The organism is Janthinobacterium kochi (assembly GCF_051380715.1).
In the GTDB taxonomy this organism is placed as follows: Bacteria; Pseudomonadota; Gammaproteobacteria; order Burkholderiales; family Burkholderiaceae_D; genus Janthinobacterium.
In genome coordinates, this window is record NZ_JBNYXO010000020.1 from 1 (window position 1) to 26,177 (window position 26,177).

20 protein-coding genes and 1 riboswitch are annotated in these 26,177 nt (G+C 62.3%); of the genes, 11 read left to right on the forward strand and 9 right to left on the reverse strand.

The genetic code is table 11. From position 1 onward, the window contains the following. From ACQ4WL_RS25985 to rpsL, 4 genes are all read right to left on the reverse strand, one after another. Positions 1-114: GTP-binding protein (locus tag ACQ4WL_RS25985; protein ID WP_204317187.1), on the reverse strand; the 114-nt coding region annotated here is incomplete at its 3' end. Between the two features lie 72 nt (positions 115-186). Beyond that, positions 187-2,292, reverse strand: coding sequence for an elongation factor G (gene fusA / locus ACQ4WL_RS25990; RefSeq protein WP_436512416.1), 2,106 nt, complete (start codon positions 2,290-2,292; stop codon positions 187-189). 108 nt (positions 2,293-2,400) lie between these two features. Next, complete coding sequence (gene rpsG / locus ACQ4WL_RS25995; protein ID WP_010394377.1) at positions 2,401-2,871, reverse strand: 30S ribosomal protein S7; 471 nt, start codon at positions 2,869-2,871, stop codon at positions 2,401-2,403. A gap of 152 nt (positions 2,872-3,023) precedes the next feature. Beyond that, complete coding sequence (gene rpsL, locus ACQ4WL_RS26000) at positions 3,024-3,407, reverse strand: 30S ribosomal protein S12 (protein WP_010394376.1); 384 nt, start codon at positions 3,405-3,407, stop codon at positions 3,024-3,026. A 432-nt stretch (positions 3,408-3,839) separates the two neighbouring features. Here rpsL and ACQ4WL_RS26005 point away from each other — a divergent pair, with 432 nt between their 5' ends. Further along, positions 3,840-5,765, forward strand: coding sequence for a phosphoethanolamine transferase (locus ACQ4WL_RS26005; RefSeq protein WP_436512418.1), 1,926 nt, complete (start codon positions 3,840-3,842; stop codon positions 5,763-5,765). A 10-nt stretch (positions 5,766-5,775) separates the two neighbouring features. Here ACQ4WL_RS26005 and ACQ4WL_RS26010 read toward each other — a convergent pair whose 3' ends face one another. Further along, positions 5,776-7,362, reverse strand: a complete 1,587-nt coding sequence (locus tag ACQ4WL_RS26010) for a MutS-related protein (RefSeq protein ID WP_436512419.1) — start codon at positions 7,360-7,362, stop codon at positions 5,776-5,778. Between the two features lie 241 nt (positions 7,363-7,603). Here ACQ4WL_RS26010 and ACQ4WL_RS26015 point away from each other — a divergent pair, with 241 nt between their 5' ends. The 8 genes from ACQ4WL_RS26015 (at position 7,604) to ACQ4WL_RS26050 (ending at position 16,522) form a co-directional block, all read left to right on the forward strand. Next, positions 7,604-8,869 (forward strand): efflux RND transporter periplasmic adaptor subunit, encoded by a 1,266-nt coding sequence (locus ACQ4WL_RS26015; protein WP_436512421.1) that lies wholly within the window; start codon positions 7,604-7,606, stop codon positions 8,867-8,869. Positions 8,870-8,896: 27 nt separating this feature from the next. Then, the gene (locus tag ACQ4WL_RS26020; protein ID WP_099380513.1) at positions 8,897-9,613 is read left to right on the forward strand and encodes an ABC transporter ATP-binding protein; all 717 of its coding nucleotides are present in this window, start codon (positions 8,897-8,899) and stop codon (positions 9,611-9,613) included. A 9-nt stretch (positions 9,614-9,622) separates the two neighbouring features. Next, complete coding sequence (locus ACQ4WL_RS26025) at positions 9,623-10,945, forward strand: ABC transporter permease (RefSeq protein ID WP_436512423.1); 1,323 nt, start codon at positions 9,623-9,625, stop codon at positions 10,943-10,945. A gap of 28 nt (positions 10,946-10,973) precedes the next feature. Continuing rightward, positions 10,974-12,212, forward strand: coding sequence for an ABC transporter permease (locus ACQ4WL_RS26030; protein ID WP_436512425.1), 1,239 nt, complete (start codon positions 10,974-10,976; stop codon positions 12,210-12,212). 28 nt (positions 12,213-12,240) lie between these two features. After that, positions 12,241-13,593, forward strand: a complete 1,353-nt coding sequence (locus tag ACQ4WL_RS26035; protein ID WP_436512427.1) for a sigma-54-dependent transcriptional regulator — start codon at positions 12,241-12,243, stop codon at positions 13,591-13,593. A 14-nt stretch (positions 13,594-13,607) separates the two neighbouring features. After that, the gene (locus tag ACQ4WL_RS26040; protein ID WP_436512429.1) at positions 13,608-14,924 is read left to right on the forward strand and encodes a sensor histidine kinase; all 1,317 of its coding nucleotides are present in this window, start codon (positions 13,608-13,610) and stop codon (positions 14,922-14,924) included. A 238-nt stretch (positions 14,925-15,162) separates the two neighbouring features. Beyond that, a complete protein-coding gene (locus tag ACQ4WL_RS26045) occupies positions 15,163-15,684 on the forward strand; it encodes an FxDxF family PEP-CTERM protein (protein ID WP_436512430.1) in 522 nt (173 codons plus the stop codon). A gap of 58 nt (positions 15,685-15,742) precedes the next feature. Beyond that, positions 15,743-16,522, forward strand: coding sequence for a spermine/spermidine synthase domain-containing protein (locus tag ACQ4WL_RS26050; RefSeq protein ID WP_436512432.1), 780 nt, complete (start codon positions 15,743-15,745; stop codon positions 16,520-16,522). Positions 16,523-16,537: 15 nt separating this feature from the next. Here ACQ4WL_RS26050 and pdxR read toward each other — a convergent pair whose 3' ends face one another. After that, positions 16,538-18,022 (reverse strand): MocR-like pyridoxine biosynthesis transcription factor PdxR, encoded by a 1,485-nt coding sequence (gene pdxR / locus ACQ4WL_RS26055; protein WP_436512433.1) that lies wholly within the window; start codon positions 18,020-18,022, stop codon positions 16,538-16,540. Positions 18,023-18,128: 106 nt separating this feature from the next. Between pdxR and ACQ4WL_RS26060 the strand changes: the two genes are divergently transcribed. Further along, positions 18,129-18,788: a pyridoxamine 5'-phosphate oxidase family protein gene (locus ACQ4WL_RS26060; protein WP_436512435.1), complete on the forward strand. Its 660-nt coding sequence runs from the start codon at positions 18,129-18,131 to the stop codon at positions 18,786-18,788. An 85-nt stretch (positions 18,789-18,873) separates the two neighbouring features. Further along, positions 18,874-19,701: a class I SAM-dependent methyltransferase gene (locus ACQ4WL_RS26065; RefSeq protein WP_436512437.1), complete on the forward strand. Its 828-nt coding sequence runs from the start codon at positions 18,874-18,876 to the stop codon at positions 19,699-19,701. A 98-nt stretch (positions 19,702-19,799) separates the two neighbouring features. Here ACQ4WL_RS26065 and ACQ4WL_RS26070 read toward each other — a convergent pair whose 3' ends face one another. The 3 genes from ACQ4WL_RS26070 to ACQ4WL_RS26080 all read right to left on the reverse strand — a co-directional run bounded on the left by ACQ4WL_RS26070 (position 19,800) and on the right by ACQ4WL_RS26080 (position 25,843). Then, positions 19,800-21,437: a serine hydrolase gene (locus tag ACQ4WL_RS26070; RefSeq protein WP_436512439.1), complete on the reverse strand. Its 1,638-nt coding sequence runs from the start codon at positions 21,435-21,437 to the stop codon at positions 19,800-19,802. A gap of 22 nt (positions 21,438-21,459) precedes the next feature. Next, on the reverse strand, positions 21,460-23,319 hold the full coding sequence (locus ACQ4WL_RS26075) for a M1 family metallopeptidase (RefSeq protein WP_436512440.1): 1,860 nt from the start codon (positions 23,317-23,319) through the stop codon (positions 21,460-21,462). 115 nt (positions 23,320-23,434) lie between these two features. Next, positions 23,435-25,843, reverse strand: coding sequence for a M1 family aminopeptidase (locus ACQ4WL_RS26080; protein ID WP_436512441.1), 2,409 nt, complete (start codon positions 25,841-25,843; stop codon positions 23,435-23,437). 145 nt (positions 25,844-25,988) lie between these two features. After that, positions 25,989-26,158: riboswitch (yybP-ykoY riboswitch) on the forward strand. Positions 26,159-26,177 lie beyond the last annotated feature (19 nt).

The window sequence follows — 26,177 nt, forward strand, 5'->3', positions numbered from 1 at the left end:
CTTCGACAGAACCGTTGCGATTGCAGCGGTCAGCGTGGTTTTACCGTGGTCGACGTGGCCGATGGTGCCGACGTTGACGTGCGGCTTGGTCCGTTCGAATTTACCTTTTGCCATTTTATTCTTCCTTAGAACAATGATTTAAATGTAGGGACCGGCATTCTCGTGAAAGCCGGCCCGGAACTTCTATTACTTAGCTTTCGAGCTTACGATTGCTTCAGTCACATGCTTAGGTGCTTCAGCATAGTGCTTGAATTCCATCGTGTAAGTCGCACGACCTTGGGTCGACGAACGCAACGATGTGGCGTAACCGAACATTTCCGACAGAGGCACTTCGGCCTTGATGATCTTGCCGCCACCACCAGCAATTTCATCCATGCCTTGCACCATACCGCGACGCGACGACAGATCGCCCATCACGGTACCGGCGTAGTCTTCCGGTGTTTCCACTTCCACGGCCATCATCGGCTCCAGGATGACTGGCGATGCTTTGCGGCAGCCATCTTTGAATGCCATCGAAGCGGCCATGCGGAATGCATTTTCGTTCGAGTCAACATCATGGTACGAACCGAAGAACAGCGTGACTTTAACGTCAACAACTGGGTAACCAGCCATCACGCCCGAAGTCAGCGTGTCGCGCACACCTTTTTCAACTGCCGGGATGTATTCGCGAGGAACGGTACCGCCCTTGATCGCGTCAACGAATTCGAAGCCCTTGCCCGGTTCTTGCGGTTCGATCTTCAGAACCACGTGACCGTATTGACCACGACCACCCGATTGCTTGACGAATTTGCCTTCCGACTCTTCGCACACTTTACGGATCGTTTCGCGGTAAGCCACTTGTGGCTTGCCGACGGTCGCTTCAACGTTGAATTCGCGCTTCATGCGGTCAACGATGATGTCCAGATGCAACTCGCCCATACCAGCGATGATGGTCTGGCCCGATTCTTCATCGGTACGCACGCGGAACGATGGATCTTCTGCTGCCAGGCGGTTCAGCGCCAGGCCCATTTTTTCCTGGTCGGCCTTGGTTTTTGGCTCGACTGCCTGCGAAATCACCGGCTCAGGGAAGACCATGCGCTCCAGAACGACGCTTGCCTTTTCGTCGCAAAGCGTATCGCCCGTGGTGGTGTCTTTCAGACCCACGACTGCAGCGATGTCGCCAGCGCGCATTTCCTTGATTTCTTCGCGCTCATTGGCTTGCATCTGCACGATACGGCCGATACGCTCTCTCTTCTGCTTCACGGAGTTCAGGACCGAATCGCCCGAATTCAACGTGCCCGAATAGCAGCGGATGAAGCACAACTGACCCACGAACGGATCGGTTGCGATCTTGAACGCCAATGCCGAGAATTTCTCATTGTCGTCAGCTGCGCGCTCGACTGGCTGCTCGTCCTCGTCCAGACCTGGGACAGGTGGAATGTCGATTGGCGATGGCAGATACTCGATGACCGCGTCCAACATGGCTTGTACGCCCTTGTTTTTAAAGGCGGTACCGCACAGCATTGGAACGATTTCGCTGGCGATGGTACGCTGACGCAAAGCAGCCTTGATCTCGGCTTCCGACAGGTCGCCTTCTTCCAGGTACTTGTTCATCAGTTCTTCGGACGCTTCAGCAGCGGCCTCAACCATGTTTTCGCGCCACTTGGCAGCTTCAGCAGCCAGGTTGGCAGGAATTTCGCCGTATTCAAACTTCATGCCTTGCGAAGCGTCATCCCAGATGACCGCTTTCATCTTGACCAGATCGATAACACCGGTAAACAGGTCTTCAGCGCCGATAGGCATCTGGATAGGCACTGGGTTGGCCTTCAGACGCGAACGCATCTGATCGTAGACCTTGAAGAAGTTGGCGCCGGTACGGTCCATCTTGTTCACGAAGGCCAGACGTGGCACTTTGTACTTGTTAGCCTGGCGCCAAACCGTTTCCGATTGTGGCTGCACGCCGCCGACTGCACAGTAAACCATGCAGGCGCCATCCAACACGCGCATCGAACGTTCTACTTCAATGGTGAAGTCAACGTGGCCTGGGGTGTCGATGATGTTGATGTGATGCGGAGGGAAATTGTTTGCCATGCCCTTCCAGAAGCACGTAACAGCAGCCGAGGTAATCGTGATGCCGCGCTCTTGCTCTTGCGCCATCCAGTCGGTGGTGGCAGCGCCATCATGGACTTCGCCCAGCTTGTGGTTCACGCCCGTGTAGAACAGAACGCGCTCGGTGGTGGTCGTCTTACCTGCATCGATGTGAGCGGAGATACCGATATTGCGGTAGCGCTCAATGGGGGTCTTGCGGGCCATAATTAATCCTAAATGAATGGACAAAACCGAGCAGCATTTTTTTGCAAAAATGAGCCCGGCCTCGAACAACAGATGCTTGACAGCCACCTTGCGGTAGCTGGCTTTATATTAGAAGCGGAAATGCGAGAACGCTTTGTTCGCTTCAGCCATACGATGGACTTCGTCGCGTTTTTTCATCGCGCCGCCGCGGCTTTCAGCCGCTTCCATCAGCTCACCGCCGAGGCGTTGTGGCATCGATTTTTCGCTGCGCTTGTTAGCAGCTTCACGCAACCAACGCATGGACAGAGCCATACGACGGACTGGGCGAACTTCGACCGGCACCTGGTAGTTTGCACCACCGACGCGACGGGATTTCACCTCAACCAGCGGCTTGGCGTTGTTGATTGCGGTAGCAAAAACTTCGAGCGGATCTTTGCCCGATTTTGCTGCGATGTGCTCGAAAGCACCGTAGATGATGTTTTCTGCAACCGATTTCTTACCGGACAGCATCAGCACGTTTACAAATTTAGCGACATCAGTGTTGCCGAATTTTGGATCTGGCAAAATTTCGCGCTTGGGTACTTCACGACGACGTGGCATATCAATTCCTTTCAATCTTCAGTTGAGCGCGCGTTCTTCGCACACTCGCGGACGACCATCATAGTCTTCCACTTACTCGACCAGATGCGGTCGACTACATTCACTTAGCTAGTTGCCACTGAGCGAAACTTGGGTTTGCTGCGTACAACTTATTACTTCTTGCCTGCTTTAGCGCGCTTGGTACCGTACTTCGAACGCGATTGCTTACGGTCTTTAACGCCTTGGGTATCCAGAGCACCGCGAACCATGTGGTAACGCACACCCGGCAAATCCTTGACGCGACCGCCGCGCAACAGCACAACACTATGCTCTTGCAGGTTATGGCCTTCACCGCCAATGTACGAAATGACTTCGAAACCATTGGTCAGGCGAACTTTAGCGACTTTACGCAGAGCCGAGTTAGGCTTCTTTGGAGTCGTGGTGTAAACACGTGTGCAAACGCCACGTTTTTGCGGGCTGTTTTCCAGCGCCGGCGATTTGCTCTTCACGGTCAAAGCGACGCGTGGATTGCGAATCAATTGATTGATGGTTGGCATCGTTATAAATCCAACAAAAAACTACGATTAATAACCCGGGCAAGATGCCCGGCGACTAAAACCTCGTCCCGCTTCCATCTACTGCGCACCGGAGGCGCCCGCAGCCACTCGATAAGGAGCGGCCATGAAATGCCAAGTAATGCGTAAACGATGAGCAGAATAAAATCGAGAACTCGCTAGTTTAGACCTTGTGCTACAGGGGGTCAATCAGTTTACCGCTTTTTGCTATAAAAAAAGGCAAAAGATACGGGAATTTGTGGCATTTTGACTAATCTTTGGCGATGCGACGCGCACGGCGGCATCCCGGAACGATAGCTGATTTGGCATTCTTTCCCTGCAGCCAAGCATTGGACGGGTACATTCTTGTATGACCGCAAGACAACAAAAGGATTGATAATAGCGGACATTTTTCGCTGCGTTCCTGCCCCCTTTATGCACCCCTTGCTTCGCCCTGACTATCTGTTCCTGCTCCTGACCTATGCCTTGCTGACGGCCGTGCCCTTCGTCCCCGCGCTGCTGGGGCGTGCGCTCGAGCATCCCTGGCAGATGCTCAGCTTCGAGCTGCTGGCCTGGCTGGCCGTCTGGAGCGTGTTCAAGCGCCCCGCGTATTTCCACTGGCTGCTGGTGCCCGCCTTCCTGGCCCTGCCGACGGAAATCTACCTGTTCATCTTCTATGGCCAGGGCATTTCCACGCACCACCTGGGCATCATCTTCGAAACCAGCCCCAAGGAAGCGATGGAATTCCTCGGGCAAAAAGTGTGGCTGATGGGCGCTGTCATGCTGGGCGTGATCGCCTGGTGTGCTGTCAGCTGGTTGGCGGCCACGCGCACGCGCGACCTGGACTGGCGCGGCAAGACGCGCCCTGCCGCCTTCGTGCTGCTGATCCTGCTGGGCGCCTTCTGGTGGTACGGCTACGAATTCGGTTTCGAGGCCAAGGTTCTGCATAGCGCCCCCGCGCCGGCCAAGGCCAGCCATCCGGCGGCCAGCGGCAAGGCGGGCGCCTACGGCTTCGGCGACGCCAGCTCGGCCGAAGACGAAACGGCCGAAGACGACGAGGAAAGCAGCAAACCGGAGAACGCCAGCATCGCCGGCGCCGATGAAACGGGCCTGGGCTGGCCCAGCCTGCCCCATTGGGCGCGCCTGCCCTACGCGTTCGACACCGTCAGCAATTCCTGGCCCTTCGGCCTGGCCGCGCGCGGCTTCGATTTCTACAAGGAACGCAAATACCTGGCCGAACTGGGACAGAAAAGCAGCAGCTTCCGTTTCGGCGCACACCAGCAACAGCCCGATCCCCATCCGGAAGTGGTGGTCATGGTGATCGGCGAATCGTCGCGCTACGACCGCTGGAGCCTGAACGGCTACGAACGCGACACCAATCCCCTGCTGAAACAGGAAGCCAACCTGGTGCCGCTGGCCGACGTCATCACGGCCGTTTCCGCCACGCGCCTGTCCGTGCCCGTCATCATCTCGCGCAAGCCGGCCACGCAAAGCCTCAAGGATGGCTTCTCGGAAAAATCCTTCCTCACCGCCTACAAGGAAGCGGGCTTCAAGACTTACTGGCTGTCGAACCAGATTTCGTTCGGCCAGTTCGATACGCCCGTGTCCGTGTTTGCCAAGGAAGCGGACGTGGTGCAATTTTTGAACCTGGGCGGCTTTACCAACAATTCGAATTTCGACCAGATCCTGTTCGATCCGTTCAAGAACGCGCTGGCCGACCCGGCGCCGAAAAAGCTCATCGTGCTGCACACCCTGGGCAGCCACTGGAACTACAGCCAGCGCTATCCCAAGCAATTCGACAAATGGCAGCCATCGCTGTTCGGCGTCGACAAGCCCGTCTACACGGACACGGCCATCAAGCCACAGCTCAACAACAGCTACGACAGCTCCATCCTGTACACGGACTGGTTCCTGTCGAACGTGATCGGCATGCTGAAGGACGATGGCCAGCGCACCGCCCTGCGCAGCTCGCTCGTCTACGTGGCCGATCACGGCCAGACCCTGTACGACGGCACCTGCCGCCTGGCCTTCCACGGCCACAACACGCAGTTCGAATTCCACGTGCCCGCCTTCGTCTGGTACTCGCCGCAATTCCAGCAGCACTATCCGGACAAGGTGACGCAGCTGCGGCGCCATCAGAAGGCGCGCCTGTCGACGGAAAACATGTTCCACACCCTGCTCGACCTGGGCGACATCCGCTTTGCCGGCGAACAGCCCGAATGGAGCATCGCCAGCCCCCGCTTCAAGCAGCACAAGCGCTACGTCGACAGCTACGGCTGGACCAACTACGACAACGCCATCATCCGCGGCGATTGCCGCGAAGTGATCGACAAGAGCACGCCGGAAAAGCAGGACAAATAAGAGGCGGCCGTCAGGCCCGTTCCAGCACGCCGCCGCAATCGGCCGGTTGCGCCATGTGCGTGCTGAGCCAGTCGAAGACGCGCCCCGCCTTGTCCGCGATACCGGCGTTAAAACCGCGCTGCGCCAGCAGGGCGATGCCATTCGTGGCCTGTAGCACGCCGGGCGCCAGCAGCAGCGCGCGCCCTTCATCGCGGCGCACGCACCACGGCGCCAGGCAGTCTTCCAGCAGCGGCCCCAGCACCAGGTTGTGCGACGAGACGATCACCAGGTGGCGCGCGGCCAGCGTATGCAGCACGGCGGCGGCCGCCGCCACCGATTCGAGGTGGTTCGTGCCGCGGAAGATTTCATCGATCAGGAACAAGGCCGGCGCGCCGCCCTCGGCCAGCGCCAGCAATTCACGCGCGCGCCGAAGTTCGGCAATATATAAACTTTCGCCGCCATCGAGCGAGTCTTCATTCTGCATGCTTGAATACAGGGGCAGCATGGGCACCTGGGCCGCCTGCGCATAGCAAAAGCCGAAGGCGCGCGCACTGATCAGATTGAGGCCCACGCCGCGCAACAGGGTACTTTTTCCCACCGCATTCTGCCCCGAAATGAAGGCGCCGCGGCCATCGAGCCGCAGCGACAGGGGCATGGCGCCCTCCAGCAGAGGATGCACCATGGCATCGAGCGACAACTGCAGCGCATCGGCTTCCTGCGCCCAGCAAGACTGCGCGCGACCCCGCATGTGGCGCGCCAGGGCCAGGTCCGCCTCCAGGTCGGCCAGCAGCAGGAAACTCTGGCGCAAGAATGCGCGTTCGCGCCGCACCACGCGCAGGCTGTGAAAGTAGCGCCGGATATTGCCCAGCATGAGCCAGTCGTCATATTCGCTCAGCAGGGGAACCATCTTGATCCAGCGCACTGGCGTGATCTGCCGGTTGATCACGCCGGCAGCCCGCCCACCTGCTTGCAGGTCCGTCGTGAACGCAGTATCGAGCGCGCCCAGGCGGCCATGCACCAGCAGTATCTGCTGCAAGGTAAAGACACTACGCTCCCAAGGTTTGCAACGGTCGTAAAAGCGCATCTGCAACGCCATCAGCAAGAACCAGACGGGCAGCGCGACGGCCCATGCCAGCGGCGCAAACAGCCACGCGGCCAGCAGCGACACCAGCAGCGCCAGGGTCGGCAGCAGCAGCCAACGGCTCCACCACGGTGGCGCTGGCGGCGGTGCGCCGCACAGCAGCGCCGCCACTTCCATGTCTGCCGTGCGCAGCGGCTGCATGGCTTGCTCGATCGCCGTCTGCTGTGCCGGCGCGGCCAGCAAGGCCGCGATGCGCGCCCGCGAGGCGGCGCCCGCCGTGCCGCTTGCCAGGCGCTGATGCAATCGCTGCTGGCCAAGAATGCTGGTCTGCGTGGCAAGTTGCGCGTGGTAGGCGTCCAGCAGCATTTCATCCCACGTCTGTCTATCGAGCTGGGGCAAACCACCCTCGAGCCGCTGCAGCATGGCGATGTCGCTGGCGACAAATGGATAATCGAGTTCCGCCGGTTCGGGCAGGCTGGCAAACTGGCGCAGCCAGGGGCTCAGGCGGGCAAAAAGGGAGGGCGAAGGCGACATCATGCTCCAAAGAAGGGACCAGCATGGCGCCGCGCGCCATCACTGCCTGAGCCGCAGATCAGGTCGATTGACAGAATATCAAGATCCCTGAGCAACCGCCGCGGCCTTGCGGCGCGCGGACACCGCCTGGACGGCGCGGACACGGCGGACAACCGGACACCAGAATGTTTCCCATTTAAAATCAACAGCTTAATAACAGGCACGGATCGTGCATTGGAGAAGGCATTCTTCACGAGACCTGACCATGATCCGCGATACTTCCTCCCAAGACGCCGTACTGTCCGCCCCGCCAGGCCAGCGCCACAAGCGACGCGCCCTGCTGCTGGCCGGCGCCGTCATCGTCATCGGGGGCGCCATCGCTGTCGTTGCCGGCTGGCGCAACAGCGAGCATTCCGTCAACAGCAGCCGCCTGCGCATCGCCGAGGTCACGCGCGGCACCCTGATCCGCGACGCGGCCGTCACTGGCCGCGTGGTCGCCTCGATCAGCCCCACCCTGTATTCGACCACCGTGGCCACCGTCACGCTGAAAGCGAAAGCGGGCGACACGGTGAAAAAGGGCGACATCCTGGCCGTGCTGGAATCGCCCGACCTGTCTGACGCATTGAAGCGCGAGCAATCGAGCGTGCAGCAACTGGAGGCGGAAGTGGCGCGCCAGCAGATCCTGGCCAAGAAGCAGAAACTGCTGGCGCGCCGTGAAGCCGATACGGCTGAAATCGAGCGCCTGTCCGCGCAGCGCACGCTGGAACGCTATGAAAGCGTGGCGCAGGTGGGCATCATCGCCAAGATCGATTACCAGAAGGCCAAGGATGCCTTGAATTCGGCCGATATCCGCAGCAAGCACGCCTCGCAAGCGGCAGGCCTGGAAAGCGAAGACGTAAGCCTGGCGCTCAAGACCAAGGTGAATGAACTGGAACGCCAGCGCCTCGTCCGCGACAACGCCCAGCGCAGGGTCGATGAACTGACCGTGCGCGCGCCCGTCAACGGCTTTATCGGCACGCTGTCGGTGGCCAACCGCAGCGTGGTGCAAGCCAATACGGCCCTCATGACCCTGGTCGACCTGTCGCAGCTGGAAGTCGAGCTCGAGGTGCCTGAAACCTACGTGGCCGACATGGGCCTGGGCATGCGCGCCGAGATCGAAACGGGCGTCATCAGGGCGACCGGCAAGCTGTCGGCACTGTCGCCCGAAGTGGTGAAAAACCAGGTGCTGGCGCGCGTGCGTTTCGATGGCGAGCAGCCGGCCGGCCTGCGCCAGAACCAACGTGTGGCGGCGCGCCTCCTGATCGATGAAAAACCGAATGTGCTGATGCTGGCGCGCGGCTCCTTCGTCGAAGCCGAAGGCGGCCGTTTCGCCTACGTCGTGCGCGACGGCGTGGCGATGCGCACGCCGATCAAACTGGGCGCAACCAGCGTCACGGCCGTTGAAATCCTCGACGGCCTCAAGCTGGGCGACAAGGTGGTGGTCGCCGGCACGGAAAACTTCGAGAACGCGGCCCGCGTCTCGCTCAACTAACAACACTCATCCAACCAGGAGCCCTCCATGCTGCGCATGCAAAACCTGAGCAAAGTCTACCGCACCCACATGATCGAAACCCACGCGCTGCGCGGCTTCGACATCCATGTGCGACAAGGTGAATTCGTCACCGTCACCGGGCCGTCCGGCTCGGGCAAGACGAGCTTTCTGAACATCGCCGGCCTGCTCGAAGAATTCACGGACGGCGAATACATCCTTGATGGCGTCAACGTCAGGGGCATGGACGACAATGCCCGCTCGCGCCTGCGCAATGAAAAACTCGGCTTCATCTTCCAGGGTTTTAATCTGATCCCCGACCTGTCGCTGTTCGACAACGTCGACGTGCCGCTGCGCTACCGGGGCTTCAACCGCGCCGAACGCAAGGAACGTATCGAGGAGGCGCTGGCCAAGGTCGGCCTGGCCTCGCGCATGAAACATTATCCGGCCGAATTGTCGGGCGGCCAGCAACAGCGCGTGGCGATCGCGCGCGCGCTGGCCGGGTCGCCCAAGCTGCTGCTGGCCGATGAACCGACGGGCAACCTGGACACGCAGATGGCGCGCGGCGTGATGGAGCTGCTGGAAGAAATCAATGCGCAAGGCACCACCATCCTGATGGTCACGCACGATCCGGAACTGGCGCTGCGCAGCCAGCGCAATGTGCACATTATCGACGGCCAGGTATCGGACCTGGTGCAGCACCGCGCCACGCTGTCGGCCAAGCCGCAGCACCCCGTGACCGCGTAAGGAGAAACCATGTTCCGCTACTATTTCACGCTGGGCCTGCGCAGCCTGCGCCGCAACCGCGCCCTGACCGCGCTGATGGTGCTGACCCTGGCCGTCGGCGTGGCCGCCAGCGTGTCCACCGTCACCATCCTGCACGCCATGTCGGGCGATCCGCTGCCGCACAAGAGCGACCGCATGTTCGTGCCGTTGATCGACATCCTGCCCGTCAAGGGCTATGTGCCCGGTGAAAAACCGGGCTTTGCGCAAATGCAGATGAGCTATATCGATGCGCGCAATTTCATGGCCAGCAAAATCGGCGTGCGCCGCACCGTCATGTACGGCGTGGCCGGTCCGGTCGAGCCGGCGCGCAAGGATATCGGTTCCTTCCAGGCCCAGGGCATGGCGCCCACGCGTGATTTTTTCAGCATGTTCGAAGCCCCCTTTTTGTACGGCCAGCCGTGGAGCGAAGCCGATGACGCCAGCGGCGCCGACGTGATCGTCCTGAGCCGTGCGCTGGCCGAAAAACTGGTCGGCACGAACAACCCGGTCGGCCAGCGCGTCACGGTGTTGGGCCGCCCCTACATGGTAACGGGCGTGCTGGCGACCTGGGACGTGGTGCCGCGCCCACACCGCATCATCGGCAGCAAGGGCGCTTTCGGCGCGGAAGACGAATTCTTCATCCCGTTTGCCAGCGCGATTCGCCACGAGACGGGACACGACGGCGGCATGAGCTGCAACGGCGAGCAGAACGCCCCCGGCTTCCAGGGCCGGCTCGGCTCAGGCTGCACCTGGCTGCAGTTCTGGTTCGAAATGGCCGGCAGCGGCGAGCGTGGCCAGTTGCAGCAGTATCTGGATGCCTATGCGGGCGAGCAGCGCAAGCTGGGACGCATGATGCGCAATGCGCCCAACAAGCTGTATGACCTGAACGAATGGATGGCCTTCCTGAAGGTGGTCGACAACGACAACAAACTGGCGGCCTGGCTGGCGTTCGGCTTTCTGTTGCTATGTCTGGTCAACACCATCGGCCTGCTGCTGGCGAAGTTTTCCGTGCGCGCCAGCGAAGTCGGCATCCGCCGCGCGCTGGGCGCCACGCGGCGCGACATCTTCCGCCAGTTCCTGATCGAAAGCGGCGTGATCGGCCTGGCTGGCGGGGTGCTGGGTCTGCTACTGGCGTTTGGCGCACTGGCCGTGGTCAGCCAGCAGTCGAAGGAACTGGGCACCGTGGCGCACATGGATGTGCCAATGCTGCTGCTGACGTTTGCCATGTCGGTGCTGGCAGCCCTGCTGGCCGGCCTGCTGCCCACCTGGCGCGCCTGCCAGGTGACGCCGGCGATCCAGCTCAAGTCCCAATGACACCCACTTATTCACTATGAGGTCCAGCATGGAAATCCGTCCCATCCTGTCGGCGCTGATGCGCAGCAAAACCGGCGCCATTCTGGTCGCCGTGCAGATCGCGATCAGCCTGGCCATCCTGGCCAACGCCATGCACATCGTCAACCTGCGCCAGGCCGTGGCCGCACGGCCCACCGGCGTGGCCGCTGAAAACGACATTTTTTATGTCCATATCCAGAACATGAACCGCGGCAACCACCAGCGCCAGCTTGCCGAGCAGAAGCGCCAGGCGGCCCTGCTGCGCGCTCTGCCGGGCGTGCTGTCGGTGGCGCAAACGTCGCAGGCCGTGCTGTCGCGCTCCGGCAACTCCACCAGCGTATCGGCCAAGCGCAGCCAGGTCACGTCCAGCGCCAATATATCGACCTACGTCACCCCTGATTCGCTGGTCAAGACCTATGGCTTGAAGCTGGTGGAAGGACGCGACTTCCTCCCCGACGAAGTGCCCGAGATCGATGAAGATGTCGACGACAGCTACCCCAAGGTGGGCATCGTGACGCGCGCGGCGGCGCAAAAAATCTGGCCCGGCGAAACCAGCTTTGTCGGCAAGACGCTGTACAGGGGCACCGGCGCAGATGATCCCGAGCTGCGCGTGGTCGGCGTCGTCGAGCGGCTGCAGACGCAGGTCGGCCAGGTCAGGGCCGAAGGCGAATATTCGATCCTGCTGCCAGCGCGCCTGACGGGCGGGCGCGATTCGTTGCTGTATGCGGTGCGCGCCGAACCCGGTCAGCGCGACCGCCTGATGCAGGAGGCGGAACAAGCCATCCGCACTTCCAGCAGCGACCGCCTGCTGGTCCGCACCGATACCCTGGAACAGCACCGCACGTCACGCTACCGGGCCGACCGCGGCCTGTCATGGATGCTGATCGCCGTATCGACCCTGCTGCTGCTGGTGACGGCCAGCGGCATCGTCGGCATCGCCAGCCTGTGGGTGACGCAGCGCAGGAAGCAGATCGGCGTACGGCGCGCGCTCGGTGCCCGCCGCATCGACATCCTGCGCTATTTCCTGACGGAAAATTTCATGATCACCAGCGTCGGCGTGGCCTGTGGCGTGCTGCTGGGATTGGGCTTGAACCAGCTGCTGGTCAGCCAGCTGGAAATGGCGCGTCTGCCACCCGGCTATCTGCTGGCCGGCGCGCTCGTGTTCTGGCTGCTGGGCGTGGGCGCGGTGTACGGCCCGGCATGGCGCGCGGCCAGCATTTCGCCGGCCACGGCCACCCGCAGTACCTGAGCCGGCACCTGAGTGATATGCTGCGCGCATGCCTACCGTACTGATTATTGACGACAATGCCGCCGTGGCCATCGCGCTCGACGTGCTGTTCTCCCTGCACGAGATCGACGCCGTGCGCGCCGCCTCGCCCGAGGAAGGCCTGCATCTGCTCGAACGCCACGCCATCGACCTGGTGGTGCAGGACATGAACTTCACGGCCGACACCACCTCGGGCGAGGAAGGCAGCGCGCTGTTCCACGCCATCCGCGCGCGCTACCCCGACCTGCCCGTGATCCTGCTGACGGCATGGACCCAGCTCGACGCGGCCGTCGACCTGATCAAGTCCGGCGCGGCCGACTACCTGGCCAAGCCATGGGATGACCGGCGCCTGATCGCTTCCGTGCAGAACCTGCTGGAACTGGGGCAGGCCAACCGCGCGCTGCGCCAGCGCGTGGTGGCCGAGCGGCGCCAGCGCCACGCGCTGGAACACGACTTCGATTTGCGCGGCATGGTGTGGCAAGACCCGGCCACCGAACGCGTGGTGCACCTGGCGTGCCAGGTGGCGCGGGCCGACGTGCCCGTGCTCATTTCCGGGCCGAACGGCAGCGGCAAGGAACGCATCGCCGCCATCGTGCAAGCCAACTCGCAGGTCGCCAGCGGTCCCTTCGTGGTGCTCAATTGCGGCGCCGTGCCGGTCGAGCTGATCGAGGCGGAACTGTTCGGCGCGGAAGCGGGCGCCTACACGGGCATCACGCGCGCGCGCGACGGCAAGTTCGACGCGGCCGACGGCGGCACCCTGTTCCTCGACGAGATCGGCAACCTGCCGCTGGCTGGGCAAATGAAACTGCTGCGCGTGCTCGAAACGGGACGCTTTGAGCGCCTCGGCTCGAACCGCGAGCGGCAAGTGAAAGTGCGCGTCATCAGCGCCAGCAACGCCGACCTGCCGGCGATGATCAAGGCGGGCACATTTCGTGAAGACCTGTTCTACCGCCTGAACGTGATTGAACTGCGCCTGCCACCGCTGGCCCAGCGCCCGCTTGACATCCTGGTACTGGCGCGGCATTTCCTGGGCAGCGAAAAAACCCTGGATGCACAGGCGCAGGCCACCCTGCTTGCCCACGGCTGGCCGGGCAATGTGCGCGAACTGAAAAACGTCATGCAGCGCGCCAGCCTGCTGACGGCCGGCCCGGTAATCCACGCGCAGGAAACGGGCTTGCCACTGGCCGATGTGGCATCGCCGCGTGCGCCGCAGGATGCCGCCACGACGGAGCCGGACCGCGACAGCATCACAGCGGCTCTCGCGCGCGCGCACGGCGTGGTGGCGCAGGCAGCGCAGGAACTGGGGCTGTCGCGCCAGGCGCTGTACCGGCGCATGGAACGCCTGGGCATCGCGCGCGGCTGATGGCATACCGCCCCATGCGCCTTTCCCTGCTCACGCGCTGGACGGCGCTGATCGTCACCTTGCTGGTGCTGGGCATCTGCATCGCCCAGCTGCTCACGCATTTTTTGCCAGGCCAGCAGCTGCTGGTGCTGGCCGGTACCCTGCTATGCGTGCTACCGGTGGCCATCATTACCATCCGTGCGCAGCTGCAAGCGATGCTATCGCTGTTTCGCGCCTTGAGCGGCACGGTGACGAGCTACCAGGACGGCGACTTCGGCTTCAGCTTGCGCTGGCCGCAGAACGATGAACTGGCCGACCTTGTGGCGGCCCACAATGCGCTGGGCGACGTGTTGCGCAAGCAGCGCCTGGACCTGGTGCAGCGCGAACTGCTGCTCGACACCATGGTGCAAAACACGCCGGTGGCCATGCTGCTGGTGGCCGAGGGCAGCGCCATCGTCTACGCCAACCTGGCCGCGCGCCAGTTGCTGCACCATGGCCGCCGCCTCGAAGGACGCCACCTGGCAGACATCGTGCGCGAGGCGGCACCGGCCTTGGCCGAGGCGCTGGCGCGCCGCAGCGACGGCCTGTTTACCAGCGGCGAAGGGGAACAGGAAGAGGTGTATCACCTGGCGCGGCGCAGCTTCAGCCTGAACGGGCGCAGGCACGAATTGCTGCTGCTCCGCCAACTGACCCTGGAACTGCGGCGCCAGGAGGTGCAGACCTGGAAAAAAGTCATCCGCGTCATCAGCCATGAGCTCAACAACTCACTGGCGCCACTGGCCTCGCTGGCCCATTCCGGCGCCGAACTGGTGCGCCGCGGCCAGACCGAACGCCTGCCGCAAATCCTCGCCACTATCGAGGAGCGCACGCGCCACCTGGAAACCTTCATCCTCGGCTATGCGCGCTTTGCCAAGCTGCCTGCACCGCGCCTGGCGCCGTGCGAGTGGCAACCCTTCCTCGACAGCCTGGCCTCGCAAGCGGCCTTCACGCTCGACGGCACGCCGCCAGCGCAGGCGGCCGTGTTCGATGCGGCTCAAATGCAGCAGGCGCTGCTCAACCTGCTCAAGAATGCGCTGGAATCGGGCTCGCGGGGAGAGCATGTCGGCCTGCACGTCAGCCAGGCACATGGGCAGCTGCGCATCGAAGTGCGCGACCGAGGGCCGGGCATGAGCGGCGCCGTGCTGGAAAATGCACTGGTGCCGTTTTATTCCACCAAGCGCAGCGGCACCGGACTGGGCCTGGCCCTGGCGCGCGAAATTGCCGAAGCGCATGGCGGGCGCATCACCCTCGCCAACCGCGAAGGCGGCGGCCTGGCGGTGACATTAATTCTTCCATTGCAGGACAGAAATTAGTTACTGACGCAACGATTTTTTCATCACATACTGCGCAATTATTTCTCCATATAATATTGATAATTAGAGTTTTCAATATTGCAACATCATGAGCGCCAAGCCCGTGTGTTAGAAATAAGCTATTTAAGTTTGCATAATGATATAAAAATAGCTGATTGACAATGAAATGTCCTGGCGATAATTTATCTGAGCGGTACGGTTTTTTTGAAACATCAATCGTTTTTTCGCGGGGATAAATATGAAACTGAAATCACTCATTGCAGCAGCGGTCCTGGGTGCGGCGTCCATCGGCAGCGCCTGTGCGGCGGCGTATACCATAGACCTTAACAATACAGGCACCAATGTATGGACGGCAAGCTACGGCGCCACTCCCGTCATAGGTGACTTTTCCGATACATTCACGTTCAGTCCATCAGCAACTGCTGGTTCGTTCGTGCAAACCTTTCTTGCGAACATCTCCTATACCGGCGCTGACAATATGGCGGTCACGTTCAGCTCCGTCTCGCTGAACAGCATTGCCCTGACAGATGTCAGCACCAGCACGCCTTTCGGCGCCTTCCATGGCGCGCTCCTTGCTCCGACCGAGATTTTGATCGGCGCGCCCCTGGTTCTCACGGTCATGGGCAACTCCAAAGGTGGCAGTTATGCCGGCGACTTCAACCTGACCCTGGCCCCGGTTCCCGAGCCGGAAACCTATGCCATGATGCTGGCCGGCCTGGGCGTACTGGGCTTCCTGGCGCGACGCCGCAAACAATCTTGAGCGCACCACTAAAAAGACGCCACGGCGTCTTTTTTCATGTGGCTGCTACACTGGCGCCATGACGACCGATTTTATTTCCACCAGCCATACCGCATTCAGCCACCCGGACCACCCGCCGGCCACCACCACAGAATACCGCGGCATCCGCTACCTGCACCTCGGTACCAAGTGGGTACAGGGCGCGATGCGCCTGGACAAGCCCGACGCCATCGAACTCGAATACGTGCAGATGATGATGATGTGGATGCTGTTCAAGACGCAGCCCAAACGCATCGTGCAACTGGGACTGGGCAGTGCTGCGCTGACCAAATTCAGCTACCGCCGCTTCCCCGACGCCTCGGTCACGGCCATCGAACTCAATCCGAACGTGATCGCCATCTGCGGCGCCCAGTTCGCGCTGCCGCCGAACGACGCGCGCCTTGATGTACGCGAAATGAATGCGCTCGACTTCGTGCTCGATCCTGCCAACCATGGCACGGTCGACGCGCTGCAAGTGGATCTGTACGACGAGGACGCGCGCGGCCCCGTGCTCGACACGCCCGAGTTCTACCAGGCCTGCTTCGACTGCCTGACAGACGACGGCATCATGTGCACGAATGTCTTCGGCGACTTTCCCAACTACGACAAGAATTTGCAGGCGATGGAACTGATCTTCGACGCCGTCGTCTGGGTACCGGAAATGGAAGATGAAAACATCGTCGTGCTGGCCTTCAAAAAATCGCCATCGCTCGACTTCAGCGACTTGTACGAACGCGCCGCCACCATCAAGAAGCAGTTCAACCTGCCCGCCAAGAACTGGGTCAACGGCTTGAAGCAGTGGATGCTGGACCAGCAGTAAAGCAGTAGCGCAGCATCACGCCGGCAGCAGCGCGCCCAGGCGGCGCGCCAGGCCATCCATGTTCTCGGCCGGCACCTGCGCATAACCGAGCAGGAAACCGTTCCAGCCTGCGCCTTCGCCCACCCTGTCACCCGTGCCATGCGCAGACAACGCCAGCGCCACGATGCCGTCCTGCGCGGCGCGGCGGCTCAGCGCCAGGTCATCCCATGCCGTGTCGTGAAAACGCAGCGCCAGGTGCATGCCAGCCGTGCCGCCATGGATGGCGGCACCGCCACATGCATGACGCTGCAAGGCCTCGCTCAAGGCGTCACGGCGCTGGCGGTACAGCCTGCGCATACGCCGCACATGGCGCGCAAACAGGCCACTGCGCAGGAACTCGGCCAGCGCCAGCTGTTCGGCCACGCGCCCCCGCGCGGCGCCCTGCGCCTGCATCTGCGCGAAGGCCCCGGCCAGCGCGGCCGGCACGACGATAAAGGCGATGCGCAAGGCAGGAAACATGGTCTTGCTGAAGGTACCCAGGTACACAACGGGCGCGTCTGCCACCAGTCCCTGCATGGCCGCCAGGGGTGGGCCGCCATGGCGAAATTCACTGTCATAATCGTCTTCGATAATCAGGGCTCCGGCGGCGCGGGCGCGTTCGAGCAGCGCCATGCGGCGCGCGGGACTGAGCACGCTGCCGGTTGGATACTGGTGCGACGGCGTGGTGTAGATCAGGCGCGGCGGCGTATCGCGCCAGTCTTCATCCGTCGGCGCGATGCCATCCATGTCGACCGCGATACCCGTCACCTGCAGGCCGGCGCCACGGCCCGCCGCCAGCGCGCCGCCATAGCCGGGATGCTCGATCCACAAGGTGTCGCCCTGGTCGGCAAAGGCGCGCAGGCACACATCCAGGCTGCTCTGCGTGCCGTCCGTGATGAACACCTGGCCCGCATCGCAGACGACGCCGCGCGCGGCGCGCAAATGGTCGGCGATGGCCATGCGCAGCTGCGGCTCACCGGCAGGGTCGCCGTAATTGAGCTGGCGCGGCGTCAGCGCGCGCCATGCGCGGTCCAGCATGCGCCGCCACTGCGCCAGCGGGAATTCATCGAGCGCCGGCACGCCGGGCGCAAACGCGCCCATGGCGTCGGCGGGAAACACCACCGCCGCATTCACATCCTGTCCCGCCACGCCGCGCAAATGCCGGGCGCGGCGCGACAGGCCATCCTTGCTGCCGGTCGCCGGCACGGGTTCCGGCATGCCGGCGCTGCCAGCGACGACGGTACCGCGCCGGTCCGGCAAAACAAACCCTTCGCTGGCCAATTGCTCGTAGGCATACAGCACGGTATTGCGCGCCAGGCCCAGTTCTGCGGCCAGCACGCGCGTGGCGGCCAGCCGCGTGCCGGGCGCCAGCTGCCCGCCGCGGATCGCCGCGCGCAGGCATTCATGCAGCAGGCGCTGGCGCGGCCAGCCCCGCTCGCGGTGCGTGCGCTCGAAAGCGTTCAGCAGCAATGCATAATCCATGCGACTCCCGTTATGGCTCCAAATTATTTCTAACTTCTGGATCTTTTTTCAGAGCCAGATGCCGATTATAGTGCGGCCTGCTTCCTCAACCAACCGGATTCCCACCATGACCGCTACCGCCCTGCCTCCCAGCCCCCGTACCCGCGTGCGCCGCGTCGCCGAACTGGCCAGCTACGAGCAAGCCACCCTGTACGCCATCGTCGACGCCGCCTTCCTCTGCCATATTGCCTTCCGCGACGACAAGGGCAGCCATTGCATCCCGACCGCCTGCTGGCGCATCGACGGCCACCTGTACATCCATGGCTCGAACGGCAGCCGTATGCTCAAGCAACTCATCAACGACACCGACGTGTGCGTGACGGTCACCCATCTCGACGGCCTGGTGCTGGCGCGCTCCGCCTTCAACCACACCATGAACTACCGTTCGGCGATGGTGTACGGGCAATTTGAAAAAGTAAGCGATATCGGCCAGCAGCATGCGGCCATGGATGCGCTGATGGAAAAGCTGGCGCCGGGGCGCCTGGCGCACGTGCGCGGCGGCAGCGCCAAGGAGTACGCGGCCACCACCGTACTGCGTATCGCGCTCGACGAATGCGCCGTCAAGCAGCGCAGAGGCGGCCCGCTGGACGACGCTGGCGACATGGCGCACGTCGTCTGGACAGGCGAACTGCCGTTTACGCACGGCCGTGGCGCGGCCATCGCCGATGCGCTCAACACCAACGAGATGCCAGCGTATGCGGCCGCATGGGGTACGGAATCCGCTTGACCAGCCAGCGTGCTTGGCCGATGATCGGCGTTGATGGCGATCGCCACCAATTTACCAACCGATCCAATCACGCATGGAGCAGATGATGATGAAGCGAGTATCCCTGGCCGCGGCCCTGACGGTCATGCTGGCCTGTGGCGGCAGCGGTGCAGCACTGGCCGCCGATGCGGGCGACGCAGCCCTGAAGGCGGCCATCGCCGGCAGTGCGCGCACGCCGGCCAACGCGCTACGCGACAGCGCCCGCCACCCGTATGAAACGCTGACGTTCTTCGGCATCAAGCCGGGCATGACGGTGGTCGAACTGGCGCCCGGCGGCGGCTGGTACACGGAGATCCTGGCGCCCTACCTGCGCGAGCACGGCAAGCTGATCGCCGCCGGCAACGACCCGCAGTCAAGCAGTGAAGGCGCACGCCGAGGCGCGGCCCGCTTCCAGCAAAAACTCGACGCCAATCCGGCCGCGTTCGGCAAGGTGGAACTCGGCGCCTTCGCACCGCCCACCACCTACCGCATCGCGCCCAAGGGCACGGCCGACATGGTGCTCACCTTCCGCAATATCCACAACTGGATACCCATCGGCGAAGCAGGCATGCAAACCCTGTTCAAGGAAGTGTATGACAGCCTGAAACCGGGCGGCGTATTCGGCGTCGTCGAGCACCGCCTGCCAGCGAACAAGGCACAAGATGCCACGGCCAGCAGCGGCTACATGCACGAAGCGTATGTGATCAAGCTGGCCGAAGGCGCAGGCTTCAAACTGGCGGCCAAGTCCGAGATCAACGCCAATCCGAAAGACACGGCAGACCACCAGAGCGGCGTCTGGGCACTGCCGCCCACCTACGCCAACAAGGATGTGGAGCGAGCCAAATACACGGCCATCGGCGAGAGCGACCGCATGACCCTGAAGTTCGTCAAGTAGGTCGGCTTAGCGCGGCAACGCCGCGCGTAATCCGACAACATCGTTGGCGCCGGTGATGGCGTCGGGTTAAGCGCTGCGCGCTAACCCGACCTACAGCTTTATTTTTTTACTTCCTTGGGTTTCACCGGCGCCAGGCTCAGGTCCTGGAAGTCGTAGCTGAAATCCGTCTCGGCCGACACGGGCGCCATCTTCACCCTGTCGATGCTGCCATCGGGATTGAGCGAGAACGTCACGTAGGCGTCGGCGTTGAAGTTTCGCTCCTTCCAGCGCACGATGAAGGTGTCGTGCTGCCAGTGTTCCAGCTCGCCCGTCAGGTCCGGCGTGCGCGTGAAGCTGAGGAGGTGTTTTTTCCCCTCCGGCTTGATCACGACCTTGCCATACCAGGCGTCTTCATACTCGCCGTCGTACGCCACCAGCGGCAACGATGGCTGCGATTTGGCCGCGCGCGCGCTCGATGCCTTGCCCTGCTTTTTCACTTCCTCGGCATGCTGGTCCTGCTCCACCTTGGCCACCAGTGCGAGCCAGTCTGATGGCGCCGCCTGCAGATAATGGTCGAGGATACGCCATTGCAGCGCCGTCATGGAACCGCCATTTTCCGCATTGGTGAGAATGGCCACGCCCAGCTTTGCTTCCGGCACCATCACCACGCGCGAATAAAAGCCCTGCAACGCGCCGCCATGCATGGCCACTTTCATGCCCTTGTAGTCGCGCAGCTGGAAGCCCAGGCCATATGCGCTGAAGTTCGGTTTCGTCGCTGCCAGCGCCGGCTTCGGCTCGGCAATCTTGATCGGCGTTTGTGCCGTCCACATCTCGCGGCCCTGCTTTTCGCTGAACAGGCGCGCCGGCTTGCCATCCTTGTCCGTCACGCCGGCGATCTTGCCTTCGTCGAGCAGCACCATCATCCACTTGGCGATATCTTCCGCATTCGTGTTGATGCCGACGGCGCCCACGGCGTTCGGCACCGGCATGGACTTGACGGCGGCGATCTTGCCGTCGATCTTGCTGTGCGCACTGGCGACGTCCGGATTACCAACGTTCTCGGCCAGACTGGTGGTGGTGCCCGTCATGCCCAGCGGCACCAGGATGCGCTCATGCATGGCCTCGCCCCAGCTTTTCCCCGCCTTGTCGGCGATGATCTTGCCGGCCACGATGTACAGCAGGTTATCGTAGGCATAGCTGTTGCGAAAACTCGTGGCAGGACGGATGTAGCGCAGCTTCTCGATGATCTCGTCGGTGCTGAACGTGGTGGTCGGCCACCACAGCAAGTCGCCCGCACCAAGGCCCAAGCCACTGCGGTGCGTCAGCAGGTCGCGCACGGTCATGGCGCCCGTCACGTAAGAATCGTGCATCTGGAAGCCGGGCAGGTGCTTGGTGACGGGATCGTCCCAGGCCAGCTTGCCCTCGTCAACCAGCATGGCCAGCGCAGCGGCCGTGAAGCCTTTTGAGTTCGATGCCACTTCGAACAGGGTCTGCGCATCGACGGCGGCCGGTTCGCCCAGCTTGCGGACGCCAAAGCCCTTGGCGGTGATGACCTTGCCATCCTTGACGATGGCGATCGCCATGCCGGGCACGTCGAACACTTTCAGGGCGGTGGCGACGTCGCGCTCAAGATCGAAGGCAGGCGCGGGGACCAAAGCAGCAGCAACGACGGGGATGGCATCGGCAGCCAGCGCCGGCATGGTGATGCTCGAAAACGCCAGCACGATGGCGGCGGCGAAACGGTTCATGGTATGCATGGTCAGGATGTCCAAAGAAGGTTCAATGCGCTTGCGCGGCCATCAATTTATCGACGCTTTCCTGCGTCACCGGGTGGTAGCGTGCGCGCGCCTGCGCATACACGTCCTTGGCCCAGGCATGGCCTTGCGGCGTCTTCATCAGCGCGCTGTACAGGGGCACGACGAACTTCTGGCGGCCCACACTCATCAGGAATGCCTGCAAGGGCTGCTGCACGTCGTAGCCGGCGTTCACGGCAGCGAGGTAAAAGCGGTAGGCCACTTCATTGTTGCCGCTCTTGCCCACACCGTAGACTTGGTCCAGTTCGCGCAATTGCGCCGCGCTGGCCTTGTTGTTGATATCGTTCAGGAAGTGCATCGATTCAATGGCGACCCACTTGTCCATGCCTAACTCTTTCGTCGCCAGCTCACCCTTGAGCCAGGCGTCACGGTGCTGGTCGAGCAGCGCCAGGCGCGGCGAGACGACGCGCTGCGCGCTGGCCGGCACGCCCGTGCCATACAGCCATTCATCGAGTTCCGCTTCCGGCATCACGTCCGGATGCTGCGCCAGCAGGTTCTTGCGCAGGTAGGCGATGAACTGCTCCGTCGTAACGCTCTGGAACGCGTGCTGGTCGAACCAGCCGCGCAGGAAGGGATCGAACACGGCACGGCCGGCACGGCGCTCCATGGTAGCGAGGAACCAGGCGCCCTTCGGGTAGATGATGCCGTCGTCGGTATACGTTTCGGCCGGGTTGGCATCGGCATCGCGCGTGATCAGCGCCGTTTTCGCGGCCGGCAATTCGCGGATGGCAGCGGCCAGTTCTTCCTGGTCGACCTGCACGCCCATCTGCGCCACTTCGCTGCCATACAGCTGCTCGACGATGCGCGTGGTGACGTAGGTGGTGAAACCTTCGTTGAGCCACATGTGCTTCCACGACGCGTTGGTGACCAGATTGCCCGACCACGAGTGGGCCAGTTCATGCGCGATCAAGTCGACCAGGCTGCGGTCGCCCGCGATCATGGTCGGCGTGAGGAAGGTCAGGCGCGGGTTTTCCATGCCACCGTAGGGGAACGATGGCGGCAGCACGATCATGTCGTAGCGCCCCCAGCCATACGGACCGTACAGCGCTTCGGCCGCCTGGATCATCTTTTCCGTGTCGGCCAGCTCGTATTCGGCCGCCTTGATGCGCGGCGGTTCGGCATACACGGCCGAACGGGGACCGAGCTTGCGCACTTCCAGTTCGCCGATGGCAATGGCCAGCAGGTACGAGGGAATCGGCTGCGGCATCCTGAATTTCCAGCCGCCCTTGCCCGTCGCCTTTTCGTCATTCTCGGCGCTCATCACGACGCGCATGCCGCTCGGCGCCTCGATGCGCGCGCTATAGGTAAAACGCACGGCCGGCGTATCCTGCGACGGCACCCACGAGCGGGCGTTGATGCTTTGCGACTGGCTGAACATGAAAGGCAGCTTGCCCGACATGGTCTGCTGCGGCGTGAGCCACTGCAGCGCGATGGCGTTGGGCGCCGTGTGATAGTAGACGCGCACCTTGCCCGGCTGGCCCGTGGTGGTGATGCGCAGCGCCTGGCCCTTTTCCGGGTCCGCCTTGTCCAGCTGATACGGCGCCATCTGCCATGCGCCGCGCTTGTCCTGCACCTGCACTTTCGCGATCGACAAATCGCGCGTATCGAGCACCAGGGTGCGCGCCGCCGGGTCGATCCAGTTCAGTGACAGCTCGGCATAGCCGGAGAGCGTCTTTTGCTTGAAATCGGCTTTCAGGTCCAGCTGCAGGTCGCGCGTGCGCACCTGGTCGTAACGCGCGTAGCTGAGGGGGTCGGCGTGCGCTGCCAGGGTCACCTGGCAAAGTAGCGCACAGCCCAGGGCGCGCAGGAAGGTCAAAGTTTGCATGGTCGTCTTTTGAATGATTTGCGAAAGCCCCGGTCCGTGTGCGCCGAGGCGTCGCGCAGAATAGCACTTCCGGCGCAGGCCGGCAGAAAAAAGCGCCGGACTGGCCGGCGCTGTTTCACTGTTTCGTCTCTGGCCGGGCTTCGGGCTTGGTCTCGACCTTGGCCTCGGGCGCCTTGAGCGGCGCATTAAAATCCTTCATCAGGTTATTCTTGTCGCGGTCCAGCTTGAACAGTTCCAGGCGCGATGGGGTGATTTTTCGCGGCCAGGCGTTGTTGCTGGTGTCGATATCGGCCGTCTCCCAGTACGGATCCTGCACCAGCGCCACCATCGGCTCATCCGTGATGATGACCTTGCTGATCTTGTGCGGCGCGTAGCGCCACACTTCGGCCGGCACCCGCTCGATGATCTTCTTGCCGCTTTTCAGTTCGATTTCCAGGATCAGCGGCATCACCAGGCCGCCGATATTCGAAAAGTCGACCAGGTACAGATGCTTGCCCAGGTTGTGCTGCTCGAGCAGTTTCCGCTCCCACGGCTCCAGCGCTTCCTGCTCTTCCGCATAGCTGTTGCGGTCTTTGTTGGTGACGATGAATTCATCGTGCCGGTTATAGAAATCTTTCAGCGCGGGGTCCAGGTCCACCTTCTTTGGCAGCGCCTTGTTGCGCTGCTCCGAGATCGAGATGGGCTGCGCGGCCTTCTGCGCCTTCTTCCACGCTTTCTCGACTTCCGGATTCTTCGTGCTCACGCCATATTCGCTGATGCCGTCGATGCTGATATCGACCGCGTCAGTGGTATAGAACCAGCCGCGCCAGAACCAGTCCAGGTCCGTGCCGGAAGCGTCTTCCATGGTGCGGAAAAAGTCGGCCGGCGTGGGGCGCTTGAACTTCCAGCGCAAGGCGTACTGCTTGAAGGCGAAGTCGAACAGCTCGCGCCCTAAAATGGTTTCGCGCAGGATGTTGAGGGCCGTGGCCGGCTTGTCGTAGGCGTTCGCCGTAAACTGCAGCAAGGACTCGGAATTGGTCATGATGGGCACCTGGTTCTGGCTGCGCATGTAGTCGACGATCTTGCGCGGCTCGCCATTCCAGGAAGGGAAATGCTCTTCCCACGCCTGCTCGGCCAGGTACTGCAGGAAGGAATTGAGGCCCTCGTCCATCCACGTCCACTGGCGCTCGTCCGAGTTGACGATCATGGGAAAATAATTGTGGCCCACTTCATGGATGATCACGCCGATCAGGTCATACTTCGCCGTCTTCGAGTACGTGAGTTCCCCCGTCTTCTTGTCCTTCACGGGGCGCCCGCCATTGAACGAGATCATCGGATATTCCATGCCGCCCACGGCGCCATTGACGGAAATCGCGTTCGGATACGGATAGTCGAAACTGTACTTGTTGTACTGCTCGATGGCATGCACGACGGTGCGCGTGCTGTACTGCTGCCACAGCGGATTGCCCTCGTTAGGATAGTAGGACATGGCCATCACGCGCTTGCCGCCGCTATTCAGCCCCTGCGCGTCCCAGATGAACTTGCGGCTCGAGGCCCACGCCACGTCCCGCACATTGGCTGCCTTGAAGTGCCAGGTTTTCATCCCCGCCGCACGGCCCTTTTCCGCCGCCAGCGCTTCGGCGGGCGTGATCACCAGCAGCGGCGTATTGCTGTTTTTCGCCCGCGCCAGGCGTTCGCGCTGCGTCACGCTCAACACGCTGGCAGGATTCTGCAGTTCGCCCGTCGCAGCCACCACATGGTCGCCCGGCACCGTCAGGTACAGCTCGTAGTCGCCAAACTCCAGTGTGAATTCACCGGAGCCGAGGAACTGCTTGTGCTGCCAGCCAGCGGCGTCGTAATACGCGGCCATGCGCGGGAACCACTGCGCAATCTGGAAAATCGTGTTCTTGTCGTCTTCAAAATATTCATAGCCGGAGCGCTCGATCAGCACCTTCTGGTCATTGATCTGATACGACCAGTCGATGTTGAACGTGATGCTCTGGCCGGGCGCCAGCGCCACCGGCAAATCGATGCGCAGCATGGTCTGGTTGACCACATACGGCAGCGGCTTGCCGCTGGCCGCTTTCACGGCGGTGAGCTTGAAGCCGCCGTCAAATTCGCGGCCCGCATGGAGGGCGCGCAAGTCTTCGAATTTCAGCGCTTCCTCTTCAGTGCCGCTGATCCAGGCCTGGCGCGACGGCGCGCTCAGGACGCGGCGCTGGTCGGCATCCTGGCGCAAGCCATTCTGGTCCAGTTGCAGCCACAGATACGCGAGGCTGTCCGGCGAGCGGTTGTGATAGGTGATCTGCTCGCTGGCCGTGATGGCGCGGCGCGCTTCGTCCAGGGTGGCGCGGATCACGTAATCGGCGCGCTGCTGCCAGTAGGCGTGGCCCGGCGCGCCGGACGCCGTGCGATAGCTATTCGGCGTGGGCAGCAGTTCTTCGAGCTGGCGGAACTTGTCGTCGAAGGGCGCGGCGGCGCACAGGCCGGGCAAGGGGACAAGCAAGGTCAAACACAAGGCAAGCAAGCGGACGAGGACCGGCATGGCGCATTCCATCGGGGAGTCGTGAACAGACTGCATTCTAAGTCGAGTCTGTTTGCAAATCGATCATTGTTGTGCAAGTCCCACACACAAGGCCGCGCCGCGCCCCGGCGGCACTGGCGCCAGCACGGGCATTGGCGTATGATGCGCCTCGAACATTGGGGAGTAGTCGTCCCGCGGTCCTGCCGCGGGAACCTGTATCAACATGATTGGCCCGCAGGCCATGGTGCAGGTGGTTGCAGAACTTGACGAGACCATTGATCCAGGGCGGCCGCATGGGCCGGAGTCGCCCATGGATCATTGGTTAATTCGTCCGGCCCGCGTACCTCTTGCAATC

Bases quoted from the DNA above. Each gene is read 5' to 3' on its own strand.
- fusA (WP_436512416.1), bottom strand. From the start codon at position 2,292: ATGGCCCGCAAGACCCCCATTGAGCGCTACCGCAATATCGGTATCTCC.
- rpsG (WP_010394377.1), bottom strand. From the start codon at position 2,871: ATGCCACGTCGTCGTGAAGTACCCAAGCGCGAAATTTTGCCAGATCCA.
- rpsL (WP_010394376.1), bottom strand. From the start codon at position 3,407: ATGCCAACCATCAATCAATTGATTCGCAATCCACGCGTCGCTTTGACC.
- ACQ4WL_RS26005 (WP_436512418.1), top strand. From the start codon at position 3,840: ATGCACCCCTTGCTTCGCCCTGACTATCTGTTCCTGCTCCTGACCTAT.
- ACQ4WL_RS26010 (WP_436512419.1), bottom strand. From the start codon at position 7,362: ATGATGTCGCCTTCGCCCTCCCTTTTTGCCCGCCTGAGCCCCTGGCTG.
- ACQ4WL_RS26015 (WP_436512421.1), top strand. From the start codon at position 7,604: ATGATCCGCGATACTTCCTCCCAAGACGCCGTACTGTCCGCCCCGCCA.
- ACQ4WL_RS26020 (WP_099380513.1), top strand. From the start codon at position 8,897: ATGCTGCGCATGCAAAACCTGAGCAAAGTCTACCGCACCCACATGATC.
- ACQ4WL_RS26025 (WP_436512423.1), top strand. From the start codon at position 9,623: ATGTTCCGCTACTATTTCACGCTGGGCCTGCGCAGCCTGCGCCGCAAC.
- ACQ4WL_RS26030 (WP_436512425.1), top strand. From the start codon at position 10,974: ATGGAAATCCGTCCCATCCTGTCGGCGCTGATGCGCAGCAAAACCGGC.
- ACQ4WL_RS26035 (WP_436512427.1), top strand. From the start codon at position 12,241: ATGCCTACCGTACTGATTATTGACGACAATGCCGCCGTGGCCATCGCG.
- ACQ4WL_RS26040 (WP_436512429.1), top strand. From the start codon at position 13,608: ATGCGCCTTTCCCTGCTCACGCGCTGGACGGCGCTGATCGTCACCTTG.
- ACQ4WL_RS26045 (WP_436512430.1), top strand. From the start codon at position 15,163: ATGAAACTGAAATCACTCATTGCAGCAGCGGTCCTGGGTGCGGCGTCC.
- ACQ4WL_RS26050 (WP_436512432.1), top strand. From the start codon at position 15,743: ATGACGACCGATTTTATTTCCACCAGCCATACCGCATTCAGCCACCCG.
- pdxR (WP_436512433.1), bottom strand. From the start codon at position 18,022: ATGGATTATGCATTGCTGCTGAACGCTTTCGAGCGCACGCACCGCGAG.
- ACQ4WL_RS26060 (WP_436512435.1), top strand. From the start codon at position 18,129: ATGACCGCTACCGCCCTGCCTCCCAGCCCCCGTACCCGCGTGCGCCGC.
- ACQ4WL_RS26065 (WP_436512437.1), top strand. From the start codon at position 18,874: ATGATGAAGCGAGTATCCCTGGCCGCGGCCCTGACGGTCATGCTGGCC.
- ACQ4WL_RS26070 (WP_436512439.1), bottom strand. From the start codon at position 21,437: ATGCATACCATGAACCGTTTCGCCGCCGCCATCGTGCTGGCGTTTTCG.
- ACQ4WL_RS26075 (WP_436512440.1), bottom strand. From the start codon at position 23,319: ATGCAAACTTTGACCTTCCTGCGCGCCCTGGGCTGTGCGCTACTTTGC.
- ACQ4WL_RS26080 (WP_436512441.1), bottom strand. From the start codon at position 25,843: ATGCCGGTCCTCGTCCGCTTGCTTGCCTTGTGTTTGACCTTGCTTGTC.